A 21,883-nucleotide genomic window follows, 5' to 3' on the forward strand; every position below is an offset into this window, starting at 1 on the left:
GTTTATTAAGTGCTGTATGGCAACCAGCGTCATGCACAGTAGCCATTACGGTAACACGTTTGCTTCAAAGAAAATATCATTAATATGGAAAAGGACTCTACTCCTGTATACGGGAGAGAGTTCTTTTCCATATTGGTGGACCAGTTATCCCGTTGTCTATGTTCTTCTTGTACCATTCATCTCTTATAGCAAACACGAGTATCATTGTATATACAGTGTGTATCGTATACTGCACACAGAAAGAGAAAATCAGGCACGATCCAATTGTGAATCCGGCACCCTGAACATCATTTTTAATAGCGGCGGAGCTACAAGCGTAGTAATGATGATAACAATAACAATAGATGTAAAATATGCCGGGAGCAGAAGACCTGCTTGCAGTCCGGTTGAAGCAATGATCAAGGCAACTTCTCCTCTAGACACCATACCCGAGCCTATCGCAAAAGAAGAACGGGTATTAAATCCGGTCATTCTTACTCCGGCTGCTCCCCCAATCAGTTTGGATAGCACAGCAGTAAGCGTCAAAATAACGATAAAGCCGATTTGCTGTCCCAATCCTTCAAAAGATACATGCAATCCAATACTCACAAAAAATACAGGTACAAATACCGAATAGGCGATCGGTTCTATTTTATGTTCCACTTTTTCCCGGAAAGAGGTTTGTGAAACGGCAAGTCCTGCTGCAAAAGATCCGATAATAGCAGCCATGCCCATCAGGTCGGCAAAATAAGCAAAGCCAAAGCAAATTATCAGTGCGGCAGAAATTAACGGTTCCGTGACTTTCAGTCTAGACATGAACTTCATAATAACAGGTACGGCTCCCCATCCGGCAAGGATAACCACAGCGAAGAAAATAATCTTTTTGCCAATAATCCATCCGAGTGAACTCTGTTCTCCACCACCCATGAAACTCATCAATACAGCCAGCAGAATCACGACCAGTACATCATCCACTACAGCTGCACCGAGAATAGTGGTTCCTTCCCTGGAATGAAGACGATTCATTTCCTTGAGTACCTGCACAGATATGCTGACGGAAGTTGCACTGAAGACAACGCCCATAAACAGGCTGTACGAATGTCCGAGACCGAATAATTCACCTGTTCCATATCCTCCGCAAAAAGGCAGAACAATACCACCTATAGCAACAGCAAAAGCAGACTTCCAGTTTTTGCGGAGTTCATCCAGGTCAGTCTCCAGACCCGCGATAAACATTAATAAAATGACTCCGATTTCGGACATATAATGAATAAACTCATTACTATCTATCCATCCCAGAACCGCAGGACCGAGTATAATGCCTATAATTAATTTTCCCAATACAGCAGGTTGCCCGAGGCGAACAGACCAATCACCCGCCAATTTGGTAAAAACAAGAATCAATGCCAGATACAAAATAAATTCCATTATACCCTCTGCCTTTCCCAATATATTAAATTACAATGTGTATATGAACGCGTTCCTGTAACAATATAAAGGAAGGAAAATCAAAGGTCAACATAGCATTTCAAGCTCCAAAATCATGGTATGAAAGCTCGAAAAACCATCTTTGATCCCCGTATATGTAATAGGTATTATTATTCTTTAAAATGAGGAGTAAGAGGTTTGAAGAGGTGTCCTTAAAATGAAGTTTATAAAATATACTGTATGGAAACAGGGATAAGTCAAAATAAGCATATACAATACTTCAATACATTCTATTTATATTGTGCACAAAATTATTTACAAAAATAATATAAAAATCATCTGTAAGTTGTTGACATTAAATCTGAATGCGATATAATAGTCAAAGAAAGTCAAAGTCAAAAAATATTGATCAAACATCAAATATTCATTACCAAGGTTGTTCAAGTTAACAATTTATAATCCCATTCTTTTGACCATTTTTAGATAGCAATACGATTTAAGAAAGGGGCATGTATATATGCGTTGTCAAAATTGTAATCAACACGAAGCCACTGTAGGATTGAGCTTCACTGTAAATCATAAATCAGAGAAGATGTATCTGTGCCAGGAATGTTATGCCAAAATGAACAACAATCCACTGTCTGGTGGATTCGGCGCTTCCGGCATGTCACCACTGGATCAACTGTTCAAAGGCTTCATGCAGCAAGGGGGTCAGGCAGGTGGATCCAATAATCAGCGTGCAGCGACACGTACGGTAGAACCGCAGCGCGGCAATGGTATTCTGGATCAGCTAGGACGTAATCTGAATGATGCTGCCAAAGACGGCAAGATCGATACAGTGATCGGCCGCGATGACGAGATCGAACGTGTGATCGAAATTCTGAACCGCCGCAATAAAAACAATCCGGTCCTGATCGGTGAACCGGGAGTTGGTAAAACAGCTATTGCCGAAGGTCTGGCACTGCGTATTACCGAAGGCAAAGTACCGTCCAAACTGCTAAACAAGGAAGTCTATTCGCTTGACGTGGCTTCACTCGTAGCGGGAACCGGTATCCGCGGTCAATTTGAAGAAAAAGTCAAACAGTTGATCGCCGAGCTGCAGCAGCGCGAGAATATCCTGCTGTTTATCGATGAGATCCACTTGCTCGTCGGTGCAGGATCTGCCGAAGGTTCCATGGACGCTGGTAATATTCTCAAACCGGTGCTGGCTCGTGGGGAACTGCAGGTTATCGGTGCCACTACACTCAAGGAATATCGTCAGATTGAGAAAGACGCTGCTCTGGAACGTCGCTTCCAGCCGGTTATGGTCGATGAACCAACGGTAGAAGAAACGGTTGAAATCCTGAAAGGCCTGCGTCCAAAATACGAGGAGTATCATGGTGTACGTTACTCCGATGAGACGATTGCAGCCTGTGTTCAATTATCCAATCGTTATATCCAGGATCGTTTCTTGCCAGACAAAGCGATTGATCTGCTTGACGAATCGGGTGCCAAACTGAATCTGCGTGCTTCTGCAGGCGATCAGGGAGAACTGATGGCTCGTATCGAGAAGATCAAAGCTGCGAAAGAGCAGGCGACTCGAGAAGAACATTACGAACGTGCAGCCCAGCTGCGTGATGAAGAGACCCAACTGCTGAACCAGTTGAATAGTGGGACAAGCAGCACAGAGCCGGTCGAAGTACACATCGAGGATATTCAGAATATTATCGAACGCAAAACCGGTATTCCTGTCGGCAAACTGCAGCAGGATGAGCAGAACAAAATGAAAAATCTGTCTGCTCGTCTGGAGACCAAGGTTATCGGTCAGCATGAAGCCGTAGAGAAAGTCGCCAAAGCAATCCGCCGTAGCCGTGCCGGATTGAAACCGAAAAACAAACCGATTGCGTCCTTCCTGTTCGTCGGACCAACCGGTGTAGGTAAAACCGAGCTGTCCCGATCACTGGCTGAAGAGCTGTTTGGTCAATCCGATGCGATGATCCGTCTGGATATGAGTGAATATATGGAGAAACATTCCGTGTCCAAACTGATTGGTTCGCCACCAGGATATGTGGGTCATGATGAAGCCGGTCAGCTGACTGAGCGTGTACGTCGTAATCCGTACAGCATCATCCTGCTCGACGAGATCGAGAAAGCACATCCTGATGTACAAAATATGTTCCTGCAGGTGATGGACGATGGTCGTCTGACAGACAGCCAGGGCCGTACCGTCAGCTTCAAGGATACCGTTATTATCATGACATCCAATGCAGGTATTACCGAGAAGAAAATCACTGTTGGTTTCTCTGCTGCCAAATCAGAGCAGACTAGTTCGATTCTGGAATCGCTGGGCTCTTACTTCCGTCCGGAGTTTCTGAACCGGTTTGATGCGATTATTCCATTTGCTTCTCTTAAGGAAGAAGATCTGGTACAGATCGTGGACAATATGCTGGAGGATATCCAGTCTACACTCGGTGAACAGGGTATTACGCTGAACGTCTCCGATGAGGCGAAGAGAAAACTGGCTGAGCTTGGTTACAATCCAGCCTTTGGTGCTCGTCCGCTGCGCCGCGTGATTCAGCAGCATATCGAAGACAGCATTACCGATCTGGTACTGGATGATGAGAATGTAGAAAATATCCAGGTAGATGTACAGGAAGAAGCGATTCACGTAGCAAGAGTCTGAGAATTAAATAAAGACAATAAGCTGTATTATCCCATTAGATGAATCTCTAAATAGATCTCTAAATAGATCTCTAAATAGATCTCTAAATAGATCAATCCCCTCTTACCGTAACTAGGCAGGAGGGGGTTTTTTATGTCTGGATAAGCTATAGCATTCACTCCATATCAGCTACAACGATTTCTTGACATGCAGCAATATAGCAGGAAAGGGCGCAGCACTATGAACCGACTTCAACGCGGGATAGTGGACAGGAACTGCTCCAGATCATTCAAATAAGCTGGACTGTTAACCTGGCGTGGGAAAAATATCGCTGTCAGCATCATCTGCCACGAGGAATGAACGAGACGAGATGGTACCATGGAATGATCTACACCCGGTAATACAGTGACCGACAGAAGCGAATTAGGGATCGAATGACGGTAGAACTGCTCGGTTTCTTTGACATCTACATTAATATCTTCCGTACCAAGTATCAGATGTACCGGATGATGGAAATTACGAAGTTCCTGACTGGCATCGGATCGATAGTTACGCACAATAAATGTCCAGCGTTCAGCTGAAATAGGATCGACGGGATGGGCTATCCGTAGATAATCGGCATAGGAGGCGTGGCGCTTGAGCAGCTGCAGTACTAACTGATCCTGCTGTTCCACATGACGAATCTCCTGTTCGCTGGCGCCGGATTGAAGCATTTCCTGCCTGGTATTATAACGGCCCTGACGTATCCAGTTGATCGCAGGTGAGACGAGAATGCTAAAAGCGAGGGAGGGTTCTTTGGCAACTACTTTGGGAATGACCCATCCTGCCTGACTGGCTCCCCATAATCCAATACGTTTGGGATCGATAGAGGGCAGTGTACGAGCCCACCGAATAGCGGTTACAGTATCATTGGCCCGATCGTCCATGCTCTGCTGCAGCCAGCTGCCGGCTGATCCACCAATCCCGCGTTTATCCAGCGATAGGGATGCATAACCCATTCTGGCAAATCGCTCCCATACCGGTCGATAGAATCCATCATAGCTGGCGTCGATCGGTCCATCACCATGGACAAATACGATCAGTCCAACCGGATGCTCGGTATGCCCAGGCATAGTCAGAATCCCCCTCAATACACCATCGGTAGTAGGCACCGATACAGATTGTTCAGTCATATCGTATGAATTCTGATACAGGAAAATAGCCAGTAAAGTAAATAGAATAGCAGCAGCGATACTAATAGGGACAATCCATTTGAGACGTCGTTTATGCAAGTATATTCACTCCTTGAATTAAATAAAATTACGGATGGGAATAATCATCTATTCGTTGGCGATAGGGATTCAGGTATCCAGGCCATATAATGCCAGCCCGGCTGCTGCAGGAACAGCTGCTGAATCCAGCTGGAGTGGGAAGAGTGATGATAAAATCCTATTTTCTTATATAATTGACTTGCATGTACGTTGTTATATGATACATGCAGAGTTAATTGGTTCCACTTCTGTTCAGCTGCATACCGTTGTGCCCACTGCAGCAGCGATCTGGCAATACCACGCCCGCGATATTCAGCAGCTGTAGCGAGATGTTCAATATAACCTTCATGAAGACGGGGGTTGTGTTCCAATGCAGATATGCCTATTGCGAATCTGCACATATTCCAGAATCCATATAGTCTGATTAACGAGCCCAAGTGGGGCAGGATTGATCGGGTAGATGAATGGCCGGCAGACCATTGCAGCCCGATCACTCCAACAATCTGTCCATTTAGCCGCGCGGCAACCTGTAGACGATCGGCAGCAAAAGCATAGGGCGACCAGGTCTGAATGAGCAGGGCTACCAGCTGCTGTTCATTGAGCTGAACCATGGAACCGAATATATCGGCAAATGAGGTAGCCAGCAATGTACAGACAGCAGGCAATTCTTCGGGAAGACAGGGACTGATCACAAGATCCAGAGGCTGAGAAATATGGGCCGTTGTCATGGCTGCTCCTCCTGGCTCACTTCGCTAGCGCTCAAAGGCATTTGCAGCTCATAGTGGAGGCTGGCATTATCGAACAGGGACAGATATGACTTTTCGATTAGGATTAATGGACCGGCAGGCAGTAACTGTTGCTGCTCCATATACTGCTCCAGCTGCTGAATCTGTACATAAAGTTCATCTTCTTCGGTAATCCTAATATAAGCTGACAGATACGAGCTTGCAGCCAGTTCTATATCGGGTGTGGAATGGTGAGCTTGATTTAAATTTTTTCCGCAGCGTATCTTCTCTGTCGAAATGCTGGAATGGTCGCTGTCAGGGTTGATTTTATCTTTTGGCTGTTCTTCATAACAGAGCAGCAATTGATGATCTTGCTGGATATAATACAGATCCGTCTCGAATAGATCTTCGGGATAGGGATTCAGCTGCAGCATTTTGCGGGCAGTGAGTACTTCTCCGGTCTGCAGTTCGGTCCAGATACAGAGTTTCCTTGATGGACAGTCTATAATCTGGTAAAGGCCTCTATCTAATCCTGGGGCATAATGCTGCTCATATTCACTGATTACGCCGGCAGTGAGCTGCTTCAGCCGGGTGAGCTGCCCAATCTGCTGGTCCAGCTGAAGCATGGAATCCTGAAGCAACTCATTATATTGATCCGCCGAAAAGGAAGACAGACTTTCACGGATCTGCCGAACCGGAATACCCAGCTTGCGCAGCAGTAGGATATGAGACAGACGATAGATTTCATCGGTTCCATACATTCGATATTGATTATCTGCAATACAGGCAGGCAATAGAACGCCTTGCTCTTCAAAATAACGGATCTGATGGGTAGATACATTCATCAGCCGAGCCAGTTCGCTAATCGTGAGATAATGATTCATAAGGGAAGGCTCCTTTCTGTACATAAAAAGTATAAATATATCGCAGAATAAACTAATTTAAAGAAAGAACATCCGGCAGGGATAGACGGAGCCATGATTCGTTTCGGAAAAAATATATTTCGTGAATCCGTTGAAACAAAGTGCTTATCTGCAAAAGAAAAAAAGTGGATCATGCTGGTTGCGGCAAAATAGTATAAGTGCAGCAAAACGCTTGAACATCTTGTCTATATCTTTACTATAAAGCTTGGGTCAGACCCAAGGTCAAGCAAAGAAATCAGAAGATATTTCTCCATACCTATACTTCTATATTTTAAGAACATTAAAATGCCCGGCAATCACTACAGAAAGAGTGATTGCCGGGCATGGATGGTATACATGGATAAATACTTAACTGCCAAATTGCGCACGGTGCAGACGACTGTAGATCCCACCGGCAGCGATTAGTTCTTGATGATGTCCTTGTTCGGCGATGCCATCTTGATTGACGACTATAATCCGATCGGCATTTTTGATCGTTGCCAGTCGGTGGGCGATCACCAGGGTAGTCCGTCCGACAGCCAGCTCGGAGAGAGACTGCTGGATAGCCGCTTCGGTCTCGGTATCGAGTGCCGATGTCGCTTCATCAAGAATCAGAATCGGCGGATTCTTAAGGAACATACGGGCGATAGACAGACGCTGCTTCTGTCCGCCGGACAGCTTGACGCCACGCTCGCCGATAACGGTCTCGATGCCATCCGGCATATTGCGAATAACGTCTGCCAGATGGGCACGTTCGGCAGCGAGCCAGATCTCATCCAGACTGGCATCCAGCTTGCCATAGGCAATATTTTCCCGGATTGTACCGGAGAACAGGAATACATCCTGCTGCACAATACCGATCTGACGGCGTAGAGACTCCAGCTTCATATCCCGTATATCAATTCCATCGATGGTGATGCTGCCTTGATCCACTTCATAAAAGCGCGGCAGCAGACTGCATATCGTCGTCTTGCCGGCACCCGAAGGACCGACAAAGGCTACGGTCTCGCCAGGATGAATCTCAAGACTGATATCCCGGAGAATCGGGCGATTGGATTCATAGCCAAATGATACCTGATTAAAGCGGATATTCCCTTCCAGATGCGTCACTTCCAGTGCATTGGGGCGATCCGCAATATCCGGTTCGGTATCCATAATTTCCAGATAACGCTTGAATCCGGCGATTCCTTTGGGATAACTCTCGATAACAGCATTAATCTTCTCGATGGGACGGAAGAAAATATTGGCAAGCAGCTGAAAAGCAACGAATTCCCCGATTTTGATCTGGCCGCTAATAAAGAACCAGGCGCCAAAGATCAACACAAGAATCGTAATCATCCGCATCATCATATAGTTGACGGCGAGACTGCGCGCCATTGTCTTGTAGGCGAGCAGCATCGTACTGCGATAGCTCTGGTTGTCGACTTCGAACAGCTTTTTCTCATGCTCTTCATTGGCAAAAGACTGCACGACCCGGATACCGCCTACATTATCCTCGATACGGGAATTGAAATTACCGACATCCCCGAACAATCTGCGGTAAGCCGTAGTCATCCGGCCTCCGAAGAAAATAATCACCCAGGCCATGATCGGAATAATTACAAAGGTAATAATAGCCAGCTGGGGATTGATATTGTACATCAGGATAAAGGAACCGATCAATGTCATAATGGCGATGAATATATCCTCCGGACCATGGTGGGCAACTTCGCCAATATTGTTAAGATCGTTTGTAATCCGGCCAATTAGATGACCGGTCTTGTGATTATCAAAAAACCGGAATGACAGCTTTTGTAATTGTCCAAACAACTTACGGCGCATATCGGTCTCGATATTCACTCCAAGCATATGCCCCCAGTAGGTGACGATATACTGCATAAATGTATTCAGCACATAAATTCCCAGCAGTGCCAGACTGGCAATCAGAATCAGATTCCAGTTTTGTCCAGGCAGCAGCTTGTCGATAAACGTATTCACTGCCAGCGGAAAAGACAGTTCCAGTACGCCAGCCAGCACGGCACAGGTAAAATCGAGAAAGAAAAGCCCTTTATAGGGACGATAGTACGCAAAAAAACGCTTTAGGATAATAACCACTCTTTTCTATGTAATTTTCTTGGGCCACAGGCTGCGGCAGATCACGTCCCCATACTATTTTTCGGTACCGGTTGGCTGGGCCGGAGCCGATCATTTACGCGGCTGCATAACAGCGCATATAGATATAGTAATATCTTACAGACAGTCAAGTCCATTGTTTTATCGATATCCCTTAGCAAGAAAAAGCAAAACCTCCCCGATATGCCGGAGAAAGGCAGGTCAGAGAGGTTATTATTTATATATTTCACAAGGTTGATTCCGTCATCGAATTTCCATAAAGAATGATCTGCCGATACAAATAGCAGCAGAAGAAGCACGCTAGAAGGAGAATCCGGAAATTACAAGCGTTGTTCGTTATGCGCCTTGTTGATTACTTCATGTGCAGGATACGTATAAGCCTGTTCGATCTTGCTCGGATGGAGAAAGTATTGCATAGGACCGGTATGGATAAATACGGCCAACAGCACTGCCGCTGCTCCTACCATCAATCCATAAACAATCAAAAACAATCCTTTAAGCCAAATCATATATAATCGATTCTCCTTTGCGTGTATAAAATGGAATTTCCTTATACTATATATCGGCAAAGGTTTTTCATTTTATACAGCAAACCTAAAATAGTCCGGGAGAATATACCGATTATTTTATACAGGATCAGCAATCAGCTAATTACAGGGAAGCAGACTTCCTGTTCCGTTGTACCTCTACATCAATATGTGCGTTGGCTGCAAAATCAAACAGTCCCAGATCAGTCAACTTGAGCGTCGGGATCACAGGCAGTGCGAGGAAAGAGAGCATCAAGAAAGGGTTGAAATGCTGGGCGGCACCAATCTGCAGCAGCGCTTGATTGAGCTTTTTCATTTGATGATAGACTTCTTCATAAGGAAGCTCGGATAACAAGCCTGCAATCGACAGCGGCAGGGAGGCGAGCACTTCGCTGCCAGACACGACAGCGAGACCGCCATTGACACTGACGATATGCTCGATAGCGAGCAGCAGCTCCTCATCCGAAGTACCGGCTGCAATCAGATTATGCGAGTCGTGGGCAACAGTAGAGACGATAGCTCCTTTTTGCAGCTGGAAGCCTTTGACGATACCAAGTCCTATATTGCCTGTAGCCTGATGACGTTCTACAACGGCCAGCTTGAGCAGATCCTGATCGGTAGAAGCAGTAAAATAGCCGTTTTTACGATTTACTTTATACTGTGCGTGAGCAGTAACCAGCGAATTGGGAATGATCTCAATTACATTGCAGTAGTCATGGGTCAGTGGGAGTGCCAGATGATCCAGTGTGATGGGAGCGGTCTGGCAGCGGGATAATGCAGCTGCACTAATAGGGAACGCCTGGCTGGAAGCTGGATCTATGCTGTCAGAAAGTATCTCGTGATGTGACTCGGCCAAGGCATCATGAATGAGCGAAACAGCTGGATTCACTGGGTCCAAAGCAGTGGATTCAGCTGTGAACGTAGCATCCGACTGTTCTATATATGCAGAATCTGGAAGGGTAGAGGATGCAGTTGGATTAGTAACCGGCTGTTCCAGTAGCTTGCCGCCTTGAACAACGCACTGTCCATTTTTGTAGACTTCATGAATGGTCAGTTGTTCCAGATCATCCAGGATAACCAGATCGGCTATATATCCCGGAGCAATAGCACCTCGGTCCCGGAGTCCAAAGCATTCTGCTGTATTAAGCGTCGCCATCTGGATAGCAGTCACTGCGGGCAGTCCATGACGAACCGCCAACCGGATATTGTGATCGACACTGCCTTCATCGAGTAGATCATCGATCAGCTTGTCATCGGTAACAAATAGACAGCGTCGCGAATTATAAGGAGTAATGACCGGAAGAATAGCTTCCAGATCCTTGGCAGCAGTGCCTTCACGTATCATTACATACATACCAAGTTCCAGCCGCTGCCGGGCTTCATCGGTATTAATACATTCGTGATCGGTACGAATACCTGCGGCTGCATAAATTCCCAGCTGTTCCTTGGCAATACCTGCTGCATGACCATCTACATACTTGCCTCTGCTATGAGCGGCAGCGATTTTACCGAGCATACCGGGAGCTGCACTGGACAGCGCACCAAAGTCCATGACTTCCGCCAGTCCCAGTACCCGGGGATGATCATAAAATGGTTCCAGATCCTTCGCTTCCAGACAGGCGGCGCTGCTCTCAAAAGACGTCGCCGGCACACAGGAAGGCAGCATGATAAACTGGTCAACCGGCAAATCTTCTGACTGTTCCAGCATATAGCGGATACCATCAACTCCGGCAACACTGCCAATCTCATGCGGGTCTGTAATTACACTGGTTACCCCGTGTTGAATAACTACCTTCGCAAATTCCTGTGGAGACAGCATGGAGCTCTCGATATGTACATGACCATCCATCAGACCCGGAATAATCCATTTGTCTGCTGCATCGACGGTTTCGATTCCTTCATACGTACCGATCCCTGCGATTACACCATCCACGATCGCGATATCCTGTTGGACCAGCTCTCCTGTAAATACGTTCACAATCTGTCCGCCCCGTATGACCAGATCTGCTGGTTCTCGGTGACTGGCAACATCAATTCTTCGTTGTAGTGCTTCGGTTGTCCATGACATAGGCATAGTTCACTCCTTGGTAGTTATAGGTTAAAAATGAATACAAAAATCCCGATCACAAAAAATGCATGGCAAATTCATCGCAGCATTTTTCGTAATCAGGATTTTACGGTTCCTGGTAGAGACCCCCGGACCGTATTACCGGGGTTATACGAAAGAACATGAGTATTTGAGAAGATGGGTTCGAATGAGATAAAAGGGTTTGAAAATTAAAATTTAGTGTAAATCAAGAATGTTCAGATAGCAAGTAGAAGTTAGATTTAATTCCATGAAGAGAGTAATAATGATTATATGTGCATTAATGTAACCTAGAAGGCACATTTTAATTATTTTTTATGGTTAATTTGAATTAAATAGGAATTTTAAATCTGAATCCTATTACTCGTGTTAGTTTATTTACACAATACCTTATGATTTTGTTATATTCAATGACAAAATAATTAACATGTTCTATCGCTGATCCAAGTCTTATCGCTATAATAAGGCAAATGATATGGGGAAAGGCGGAGTATATATGAGTCTGGAAGCATTGAATGAGCGTGTACGACGGGATCTGGCTTATCTCGCATACGGTGGAGCGGATTGGGTGCGACCGGTGCAGCATTCGGAGGGACATGTGTATGACGCAGTTATTATTGGCGGCGGACAAAGTGGATTAGGGGCAGCTTTTGGTCTGCTGCGTGAGCGGGTATCGAATATTCTGGTTATCGATGAGAATCCTGCCGGACTAGAAGGTCCATGGCAGACGTATGCACGTATGGTCACACTGCGCACTCCCAAGCATCTGACATCCATCGATCTGGGTATTCCTTCGCTGACTTTCCGCTCATGGTGGGAAGCTCAGCATGGAGAAGAGGGTTGGGAACAGGTGGATAAAATTCCACGCGGAGAATGGATGAACTACCTGCGCTGGTACCGGAAGCTACTGAAGCTACCTGTAGCGAATGAAGTGACTTTGAAGCTCATTGAGCCTGTTACCAAAGGACTGCATCGGTTACATATTGGCGGTGCGGGAGCTCCGCGAGATACCGTAATGGCTCGCAAGGTGATTCTGGCAACCGGAATTCAGGGCGGTGGGGAATGGCATGTGCCGCCAATGATTGCAGAGCGGCTGCCCCGTCATCTGTATGCACATACTTCTGGAGCAATCGATTTTCGTCGTCTGCAGGGCAAAAAGATAGCCGTTCTGGGTGGAGGAGCTTCTGCGTTTGACAATGCCAATCATGCGCTGACTGAGGGCGCCGCAGAAGCTCATGTATTTGTCCGGCGTGAAGTACTGCCCAGTGTAAATCCGATTCGGCAGATGGAAGTGTCTGGCATGATCGAACGGTTCCATGCACTGAATGATGAGGAGAAATATGCAGTGATCGCCCACTTTTTCAAATTCAATCAGCCGCCGACCAATGATACGTTTGAACGTGCGGCAGCCTGGCCGGGATTTGAGCTGCATCTGGGTTCGCCATGGTTGGATGTGCAGCCATGGAGCGATGGAGCGAGAGTGACCACACCACATGGGCAGTATGAATTTGATTTTCTGGTGATCAGTACCGGGCTGCTCAGCGATCCGGCACTGCGTCCGGAGCTGGAGCTGGTAAGCGGGCACATTGCCCGCTGGCAGGATCATTATCAGGCGGCACCCGATCTGCGGAATACACTGCTTGATGCCCATCCTTATCTCAGTCCAGGATTTGCGCTGCAAAGCAGGGATGAGCTAGGGGTGGACAGAGTGCATGGGCTCTTTATGTTCAACTATTCCGCTCTTGCCAGCTGCGGATTGTCCGCATCTGCTATTTCCGGCACCAAAAATGCCGTTCCCCGGCTGGTAAGTGCCGTAGCGGATCAATTGTTCCTTGATGATAAAGAGCATATTTTGCAGCAATTCTTTGCTTACGATCAGGCAGAGTTTGTCGGCCACTGGTCGAAGATGGTTACCGGTTCTTGAAGGATGGAGTTATAAAGGGTGGTTATTTTAATTATTGTGTACTAAATAAAAGAGACAGATCTACGCTGGGCAGATCTGTCTCTTTTTTTGTATGTCTTTTATTTGAATACTATCTGCTTCGACATGAAGGAATGCGCATATCATCTGTGACATTCGTATTTCAATCGAATAATCAATGAACGCTATGCTCCTGTGTGCGCTCGATATAAGGATGCAGCGCAGCAAGTTCCGGATGCCGGAGTATAGCAGAGACGATCAGTTCGGCAATTGCCTGAGCGCCTTGTACCGAGAAATGGGTATCGTCGGCAATGCCATCCATGTAGTTTGGATGCTGTCCGGGCCGCAGATGCATGAACAGATCCATGGAAGCAGTCTCGCCAAGCGCTTCATACAGCTGCCGGGAAGCTGTGAAAATATCCAGTAGCGGAACATGGGCTGTCAACGCAGTTTGCTTCATTGCTTCGGGATAAGCACCCACTGCCAGCGGATCAATCGTACCATTGGACAAGAATCGGCGGCGGCTGACTGAAGTGAGCAATACCGGAATAGCACCATACTGACGTGCTGTATCAATAAACTTCTGCAGATTATAACGATAATCGGTATGTGGTTCCGTATAGCGCATGGGATCAGCAGATTTCTCGTCATTGTGGCCGAACTGGATCAATAGATAATCACCGGGCTGCAGCTGGTTGGCGATATATTCGAGCCGCCCTTCTGCCAGAAAGGAGCGGGTACTGCGACCGTTAATAGCATGGTTCGCCACAGTTATGCTGCTACCAAAATACGGCTGCACATATTCTCCCCATCCGCTCATTGGCTTGTCAGAAGCTCCTTTGATCGCAGCTGTGGAATCTCCGGCAATAAACAGGGTGGGACGCCGTCCATCAGTTTGCCGGCTGATCGGCTGATGATGATCGCTGTCAGGTGTACTATTTCGGGTGAATAAGCAAGGTGTGAATAGGACATCATCTGCTGCAGCCTTGTCGCTTGTTGAATGAATATAGCCATGCCGATCCAGCCAGTGTGCTGCCCATTCTGTCCATCTGTGGCAAGAGGGATGAGTCTGTGCCAAGCCAAGTCCATGTCGGCCGCTCTCCATAATATGCAGTTCGTGGGGGATTCGATGGGCAGCAAGTGCTTCACTAAACAGTAAGCTGTTGTGAACCGTCACGCTCGCATCGTCAGCGGTTGTCCAGATAAAAGTAGGAGGTAACCTGTTATCAACCTGCCGTTCAGCAGAAAATTGATCAATCATTGCAATATCCGGCGATTCCCCCAGAAAATGAAGCCGACTGCCCTGATGAGCATAAGGGCCGCGAAAAGTAATAACCGGATAGCCAAGCAGGAGCAGGTGCGGACGAATCCGGCCCATCGTCGCGGTCAGTGCAGCCAAGTGACCGCCTGCAGAGAATCCCATTAATCCTGTCTGTTCCGGTAGAATACGCCATTCCCTTGCATGCTGCCGAAGCAGATGCAGAGCCTGTTCGGTTTCCTGTAATCGTGCGTGTGGATCAATCAGCGGGGGAACAGCATCAGATGCCGGATCGGTATGTTGGGAAAAGGAACGATTATGCGAGGAGTCTGCTGTTGAATTTTCGCTTGGCATCGTTGTCTTGGATGTATCGGTCTGTAAGAGATCATCGTCTGATTCAGCCGAGAAAGTAGGATCATGCGGATTGAAATTACCCTTATCCGTCAAGGAATCGAATGTGCTGTATTCCAGCACGGCAGCATGAATACCGAGTGTGTTCAGCCAGCGGGCGACCGGTTCTCCTTCATGATCGGCAAGATGATGATACCCACCGCCAGGCAGAATCAGTATACACGGACGGGGTGTGCTGGAGTCCAGTAGATACAGATGCAGCGCGGGTACAGCATGGGTTTCGGTGATTTTACGTATATCATTGTCACTGGAATGATTTATAATGTGGAGCATATTGGTTTGTTCCTTTCTGTACATCCAGTTGGCAGAGCAGGATGTGAAATAAGACCGAAATTCCTGTTTACATGATAATTTACGGGGAAGTAGATGATATTTGCTAAAGAAATCCTTAACATCCAGATTATGATAGCGTTATAATAGAGACTGATGACTGAACCGATGGAGGGACATGATGAAAAAGGGAATTATGTTTTACAAAATTTTTATTCCTATTCTGGTATTAGGAATCGGTCTGTCCATTAGCTTTGGCATATATATCTACTTCAATACAGTCCAATCAGTGATTGATAGTGTAGCCAACAGCAAGCAAAGTTATATTACACAAATGAGAAATAATCTGGAACAAAAAATACGTACTATTGAATACGCTTTCAATACATACAGCACTACCAGTTCATTTAATGAGGTGGTGAACCATCCAATTACGGAAAAAGACTTTATCGCGTATCGGGATGTAAATACCCAGCTGAACTATATTGCTACAATGGGGATGGAAGGGGCAGAGTACTCTCTGATCAGCATCAATCAGAGCTGGCAGATTTCCAATGGAACCTTATCACATCTCACTTCCGAAGAGCGACAGAAGCTATATGACGAATATATTGCTGATCAGGATCAGGGATTATTCTGGGTGAAAACAGATTCCGGGCTGCGATTTGTTAACACATTGCCGGTATTCTCCAAGCAAAAGCAGGCAATTGCTTTATCCGATATTTCCCTGGAGACGCTGAACCGCAGTCTGAGCGCGGAAAATAATGCACCTGTCTTTATCCTGAACAAGCAGGGGAGTGTCATGTACGATACCGGCAAAACATCCGGATTGTTAAGTACCAACCAGCTGACACAGATCCCATCCATGATCGGACAGGATCAGAATACCGGAATGCTGACGCTCAATCAGGATAAAGGACCCGAGCTGCAGCTCATTTATGCCAAATCGCCATATAACAACTGGATTTATGTGACGATGCTGGATCAAAAGGAGATTGCCAGTGCCCTGCAGACGACCAAGTATGGGCTGATTCTGATGGAACTGGTATTGATTCTGTTGATTATCGTGGTTGCTTACGGAATTTCGGTTTATTTTACCAAGCCGATCCAGCAGATTACGCGTAGCCTGCCAAGAGATGCACAGCTGACAGCCAAAAATGAGATTGAGTGGATCCTCTCATCTATCGATCATATTCTGACCGAGAAGCAGAGTCTGGAGAGTCTCATCGAAGCAGAGCAGCCGCAGCTGGAGACCCAGCTGGTACTGAATTTGTTCCGCAACCGTGTATCTGCCGATGAACTGGAGCATCAGCTGAACCGTCTTGGTCATTCCAGCCTGGAAGATCAGCAGTATGTAACGATGCTTGCCCAGCTGGACAATGTGGGCAAGCGCGATGCGGCTGACAAGGACGTGTTGCTGCTGGCGATCAACAAAATTGCCGAAGAGCTGATTCCCCAGCAGCAGCGGCTGCTGCCTATTATCCTGAATGATGATACCCAGGCGACGATTCTGATCTTCTCCGGTGTGAATGAACAGGAGATGCGCAAGCAGATGCTGGCTTATGCCAAAGCGATGATCCGTACGGTACGTGAATACCTGAAGCTATCAATCAGTATAGGGATCAGCCAATCCTATTCCACACTACTGCGTAGCAAGGAAGCGTGTGAAATGAGCAAGCAGGCACTGCATCAACGTCTGAATCTGGGCAAGGAATCAATCATTTTCTACGAGGATATCTCCAATGTAATCTCCGGTCCGGTACTGCTGCATTATCCGGCAGAGCTGGAATCCCGATTGTTCGATGCGATTCGTCTGGGTGATGAGGAGCAGGTGTCCCGGACGCTCTATCCGCTGATGGCGGAATTTATGAAGAAAAGCCGGAATTCCATGGACCTTGAAGTCATGCTGGTACGCCTTGTCAACAATCTGATTCAGCTGGAGCAGCTGCTTGGACTGGAAGTGCTGTTAACGCACGATAATCGTGCCTTGTATCACCGGCTGCTCAGTATTCGCAACCCCGAGGAGATCGAGCGTATTCTAATCGAACAGGTCATTTTCCCGATGGTACGCAGTATGAAAAACAAGACCAATGAGCAGTTCCGCTGTCTGTCCGAGACGATCGCCGAGATTGTGCGTTCCGAATATGATCAGGAACTGTCACTGGAGATTATCGGTGACCGGCTGCATTATAACCCAAACTACCTGAGCAGCATTTTCAAAAAGGAATACGGCATTACCTTCAGCGATTATCTAATGAGCTACCGCCTGGAGATGGCCAAACGCTGGCTGACCGAGACCGACCAGACCATCAAAGAAATCGCCGAGCGGCTGCAGTATCATAATCCACAGAACTTTATCCGTTCGTTCCGTAAAAAGGAACAGGTAACGCCTGGTACCTACCGCAAGATGAGACAGAGTATCTGATCGATCACCCGGCGTAGGGGCAGCCTGCTGCTTGGAACCGGGCTGCAGGCTGCTATAGTGCAATAAGTACATCGTACAGACCGCCAAAAGTCTTATGCTCTGCCTTGCAGAAGATAAGACTTTTTCTATGAAACGGTGTTAAGGATACATATGACAGAGATAAATATGCGCCTCACGAACAGAGCAACAAGCAAGCCGCTATTTCCATCGCTTCCGGTATGCGTTAACCTTTGACTGCGCCAAGCAGTGCACCTTTGGTGAAGTGTTTTTGTACAAATGGATAAGCGATCAGCATCGGTACGGTTGCAACTACGATAACGGCCATTTTGATCGTCTGTGCCGGTGGGATGACATCGACTGAACTGCCTTCCGCCTGCATACCGCTGGAGACGATAACGATCTGACGCAGCAGTACCTGTATCGGCCATTTATTGGAATCATTAAGATACAGAATCGCATTCATATACGTATTCCAATAGGTTACGCCATAGAACAGGGAGATCGTCGCTATAGAAGGCAGTGCCAGCGGCAGCATGATTTTGAAAAAGACGCCAAAGTCATTACATCCATCAATCTTGGCCGATTCTTCCAGACTGTCCGGCAGTGCCTGGAAAAAGTTGCGCATAATGATCAGGTTGAACGCGTTGATCGCAACCGGCAGGATCAGGGACCAGTAGGAATCAATCAGGCCGACCCCTTTGACAATCAGGAAGGTCGGAATCATTCCGCCACTGAATAACATCGAGAATACGATAATAAAGTTGATTGCATTTCTTCCATACAAATAGGTGCGTGATAATCCATAAGCCATAAAGGCGGTTAGTGCCATACTGACCAGTGTACCTACAATCGTCGTGCCGACGGATACGCCCAGTCCTTTGAATATAGTAGGGGTGGACAATATATACCGGTAAGCATCGAGGGAGAATGTAGTAGGGAACAGGATGAATTTCTTGGAGACGACTTCCTGGGTAGAGGCGAACGAGCTGGCAATAACATTAACAAAGGGCAGCAGACACGCAAGTGCAACCAGAATCAATAAAGTATTATTTACAATCGTAAAAATTTTGCTTCCTATTGTAGTATCTTTCCGTAGAGACTGTTCCATGCATGATAACCTCCTTAATAATCGTGTACTCCCTAACTGTACCAATGACAGCTTGTTCCGTATATAATCCGGGGATAAGATCATGGTGTCTGCCCTCCAAAAATAACGAATGATCATTAGCTCATAATATAATCATCAGCTGAGGTGAGAACAAGGTAATCCCCTTATACAAAAGGTTTTGTAAACGCTATCAACTGATGATTATATACGGAATGACCGGATTGCTTTAGTGTGAAAGGCGTAACGTGAATGTCCATTAAGGAGGCTGGTGATCCGGTGAAGATGTCTAATCCAATGAAAGTATCCGATGCTGCCGCACTGAAGCTTGAAGGTACACAAAAAGCCGTCAAACGTAGAGGGCAGCATGGAATACTTCGTAACAAATTTCTCTATTTAATGATTCTGCCGGGATTTCTTTATTTTGTTATTTTTAAGTATCTACCAATGGGTGGGCTGATTATTTCCTTTCAGGATTACCAGCCGTATCTCGGAATTGCAGACAGCCCGTGGGTAGGCCTCAAGCATTTTATCCGTCTGTTTACGGAGCCAACCTTTTTTATGCTGCTGAGTAATACGCTGATTTTGTTCGCACTGAATATTGTTATCTTTTTCCCGATGCCGATTATTCTGGCGCTGATGCTGAATGAAGTCAGACATCGTTATTTCAAAAATGCGATCCAGACGATTATCTATATTCCTCACTTTATGTCCTGGGTTATTATCGTCTCTATTACTTATGTATTTCTGACCGTAGATGGTGGGGTTATTAATGAACTGCTTGCTGCGATGGGCTTCCAGAAGATCAGTTTCCTGACTTCACCGGAATGGCTGCGCACGATGTATATGGCGCAAATCATCTGGAAAGAGCTAGGATGGTCTACCATTATCTATCTCGCAGCGATTACGGTTGTTGATACCCAGCTGTATGAAGCGGCAGAGATGGACGGTGCAGGCCGTCTGCGCAAAACCTGGCATGTCACCCTGCCGGCGATTCGTCCGGTAATTATCACCCTGCTGATCCTCAAGATCGGAACTACACTGGATCTTGGATTTGAACATATGTACCTGCTGCTGAACTCGCTTAACCGAGAAGTGGCCGAGATTTTTGATACTTATATCTATACGGCAGGTCTGAAAAATGGACAGCTGAGCTTCAGTACCGCTGTCGGATTGTTCAAAGGGCTGGTTGGGCTGGTTCTGATCATGCTGGCGAACAAGCTTGCCAAGAAATTCGGAGAAGATGGCGTCTACTGATCGCTGCTGCAACCTGTTCAATCGTGTACCACATTAACCGGTGACCATATGAGAGGGGAATAATGGAATGAGAAAAAGCCAAATGATCGCAATGAAAAAAGTAGCCGCAGTCGTGGTGAGCAGTGCTATTGTATTGACTGCCTGCGGTGGGGAGAATGCTTCTTCCGGTGTATATGATGCCAATTCCAAAGCCGAAATCAGCTGGCTGAATATTCTGCATACCGCTTCACCACCAACGGATACGGTATTGAACAAGCTGGAAGAGAAAACGAACAGCGATATCACCTTCTCCTGGATTCCCGATGCTTCCAAGGAAGAACGGATCAATACCGCGCTGGCATCCGATTCGCTGGCCGATATCATAACCTTGACTCTACTCGATAACTCTTCTGTACGTAATGCGCTCAAATCCGGCATGTTCTGGGAAGTGGAGCCTTATCTGAAAGATTATCCGAACCTGGCCAAAATTCCGCCAGAAACGATCAAATCGGCTTCAATTGGTGGCAAGCTGTACGGGGTACCTTTCCAAAAGGATCTGGCGCGTAACGGCGTAACCCTGCGCAAGGACTGGCTGGATAAGCTCGGTCTGGAAGTTCCCAAAACGACGGATGAACTGATGGCCGTAGCCAAAGCATTCACCGAAGAGGACCCAGACGGCAACGGTGTAGACGATACGACCGGATTTGTTGACCGTAATGATCTGGTATATGGCGCATTCAAGACGCTGAGCTCCTACTTTGGCACACCGAATAACTGGCAGGTGAGTGAAGACGGCAAGATGACGCCCGAATTCATGACCGAAGGTTACATGAAGACTATGAACTATATGAAAGAATTATATGACAAAGGTTATATCAACAAAGACTTTGCAGTAACGGCCAAAACCGACCAGCAGCAAAAGTTTGCTCAGGGTAAGGCAGGGATCTATGTAGGTGCGCTGTTTGACAGCAAAAACCTGCTCAACATGTCCAAAGGTGTACAGGACAAAATGGAGCTGGTGATGGCGAATGATATTACATCAACCGGTAATGAGAGCGACCGTGCCATCTGGGCAGCGAATAATGGTATTGGCGGTCTGTTATCTTTCCCTCGTTCTGAAGTGAAAGATGAAGCCGAGTTGAAGCGCATCCTGAAATTTGTTAATGATCTGCTGGATGAAGACTCCTATGCACTGATGACCTACGGTATCGAAGGCACGCATTATACGGTGGATGACAAGGATGCAGCGACGATTACCAATACGGATCTGTGGCAGCAGGAAGTGCAGCCTTTTGCAGCCAGCCGTCCAAAAGAGAGTGGCTTCAAAATCCATGATGCCGATCCACTCAAGCAAATGGCCGATAAAATGATTGCTGATAATGCCAACTATGCGGTACTGAACCCTGCTTATGCACTGGAATCCGAGACGTATAATACCCAGGGTTCCGAACTGCAAAAAATGATCACTGATGCAACCTACAAATACATTCTGGGTGAAATCGATGCCAACGGATTCAACCAGGCGATCGAGAGCTGGAAAAGCGCCGGAGGCAGCAGCATTATTTCTGAATATGAAGCATCGTACAAAGCCACTCAATCCTAAACGA

General features: G+C 46.6%; 14 protein-coding genes and 1 riboswitch. Of the genes, 5 read left to right on the forward strand and 9 right to left on the reverse strand.

Annotated elements, in window-relative coordinates; genetic code table 11:
- Nucleotides 1–249: 249 nt before the first annotated feature.
- Complete coding sequence (locus H065_RS0114370) at nt 250–1,407, reverse strand: cation:proton antiporter (protein ID WP_017813775.1); 1,158 nt, start codon at nt 1,405–1,407, stop codon at nt 250–252.
- 517 nt (nt 1,408–1,924) lie between these two features.
- Between H065_RS0114370 and H065_RS0114375 the strand changes: the two genes are divergently transcribed.
- Nucleotides 1,925–4,069, forward strand: coding sequence for an ATP-dependent Clp protease ATP-binding subunit (locus H065_RS0114375; protein ID WP_026136239.1), 2,145 nt, complete (start codon nt 1,925–1,927; stop codon nt 4,067–4,069).
- 230 nt (nt 4,070–4,299) lie between these two features.
- Here H065_RS0114375 and H065_RS0114380 read toward each other — a convergent pair whose 3' ends face one another.
- The 6 genes from H065_RS0114380 to H065_RS28260 all read right to left on the reverse strand — a co-directional run bounded on the left by H065_RS0114380 (nt 4,300) and on the right by H065_RS28260 (nt 11,632).
- On the reverse strand, nt 4,300–5,319 hold the full coding sequence (locus H065_RS0114380) for an alpha/beta hydrolase family protein (RefSeq protein ID WP_017813777.1): 1,020 nt from the start codon (nt 5,317–5,319) through the stop codon (nt 4,300–4,302).
- Between the two features lie 44 nt (nt 5,320–5,363).
- Nucleotides 5,364–6,026, reverse strand: a complete 663-nt coding sequence (locus tag H065_RS0114385) for a GNAT family N-acetyltransferase (RefSeq protein ID WP_017813778.1) — start codon at nt 6,024–6,026, stop codon at nt 5,364–5,366.
- Nucleotides 6,023–6,907 (reverse strand): helix-turn-helix domain-containing protein, encoded by an 885-nt coding sequence (locus tag H065_RS0114390; protein WP_017813779.1) that lies wholly within the window; start codon nt 6,905–6,907, stop codon nt 6,023–6,025. The genes H065_RS0114385 and H065_RS0114390 overlap by 4 nt, the downstream gene beginning before the upstream one ends.
- Before the next feature lie 387 nt (nt 6,908–7,294).
- Nucleotides 7,295–9,010, reverse strand: a complete 1,716-nt coding sequence (locus tag H065_RS0114395) for an ABC transporter ATP-binding protein (RefSeq protein ID WP_026136240.1) — start codon at nt 9,008–9,010, stop codon at nt 7,295–7,297.
- Between the two features lie 347 nt (nt 9,011–9,357).
- Nucleotides 9,358–9,546 carry a hypothetical protein gene (locus tag H065_RS0114400; RefSeq protein ID WP_017813781.1) on the reverse strand — a complete coding sequence of 63 codons (189 nt, stop codon included), beginning with the start codon at nt 9,544–9,546 and terminating at the stop codon, nt 9,358–9,360.
- Between the two features lie 142 nt (nt 9,547–9,688).
- The gene (locus H065_RS28260; RefSeq protein WP_017813782.1) at nt 9,689–11,632 is read right to left on the reverse strand and encodes an adenine deaminase; all 1,944 of its coding nucleotides are present in this window, start codon (nt 11,630–11,632) and stop codon (nt 9,689–9,691) included.
- A 75-nt stretch (nt 11,633–11,707) separates the two neighbouring features.
- Nucleotides 11,708–11,807: riboswitch (purine riboswitch) on the reverse strand.
- Between the two features lie 339 nt (nt 11,808–12,146).
- On the opposite strand from H065_RS28260, the gene H065_RS0114410 reads away from it, so the two are divergent.
- Nucleotides 12,147–13,574: an FAD/NAD(P)-binding protein gene (locus H065_RS0114410; RefSeq protein WP_017813783.1), complete on the forward strand. Its 1,428-nt coding sequence runs from the start codon at nt 12,147–12,149 to the stop codon at nt 13,572–13,574.
- Nucleotides 13,575–13,746: 172 nt separating this feature from the next.
- On the opposite strand, the gene H065_RS28265 is transcribed toward H065_RS0114410, so the two are convergent.
- Nucleotides 13,747–15,513: a GDSL-type esterase/lipase family protein gene (locus H065_RS28265; protein ID WP_017813784.1), complete on the reverse strand. Its 1,767-nt coding sequence runs from the start codon at nt 15,511–15,513 to the stop codon at nt 13,747–13,749.
- A gap of 178 nt (nt 15,514–15,691) precedes the next feature.
- Between H065_RS28265 and H065_RS0114420 the strand changes: the two genes are divergently transcribed.
- Nucleotides 15,692–17,935 (forward strand): helix-turn-helix domain-containing protein, encoded by a 2,244-nt coding sequence (locus tag H065_RS0114420; protein ID WP_017813785.1) that lies wholly within the window; start codon nt 15,692–15,694, stop codon nt 17,933–17,935.
- Between the two features lie 223 nt (nt 17,936–18,158).
- Here H065_RS0114420 and H065_RS0114425 read toward each other — a convergent pair whose 3' ends face one another.
- The gene (locus H065_RS0114425; RefSeq protein ID WP_017813786.1) at nt 18,159–19,043 is read right to left on the reverse strand and encodes a carbohydrate ABC transporter permease; all 885 of its coding nucleotides are present in this window, start codon (nt 19,041–19,043) and stop codon (nt 18,159–18,161) included.
- A gap of 396 nt (nt 19,044–19,439) precedes the next feature.
- Here H065_RS0114425 and H065_RS0114430 point away from each other — a divergent pair, with 396 nt between their 5' ends.
- Nucleotides 19,440–20,297: an ABC transporter permease gene (locus H065_RS0114430; RefSeq protein ID WP_443146860.1), complete on the forward strand. Its 858-nt coding sequence runs from the start codon at nt 19,440–19,442 to the stop codon at nt 20,295–20,297.
- 67 nt (nt 20,298–20,364) lie between these two features.
- Nucleotides 20,365–21,879, forward strand: a complete 1,515-nt coding sequence (locus tag H065_RS0114435; protein ID WP_017813788.1) for an extracellular solute-binding protein — start codon at nt 20,365–20,367, stop codon at nt 21,877–21,879.
- The last annotated feature ends 4 nt before the right edge of the window (nt 21,880–21,883 follow it).

Origin of the sequence: Paenibacillus shenyangensis (genome assembly GCF_000346635.1) — a bacterium.
Lineage (GTDB): Bacteria > Bacillota > Bacilli > Paenibacillales > Paenibacillaceae > Saccharibacillus > Saccharibacillus dauci.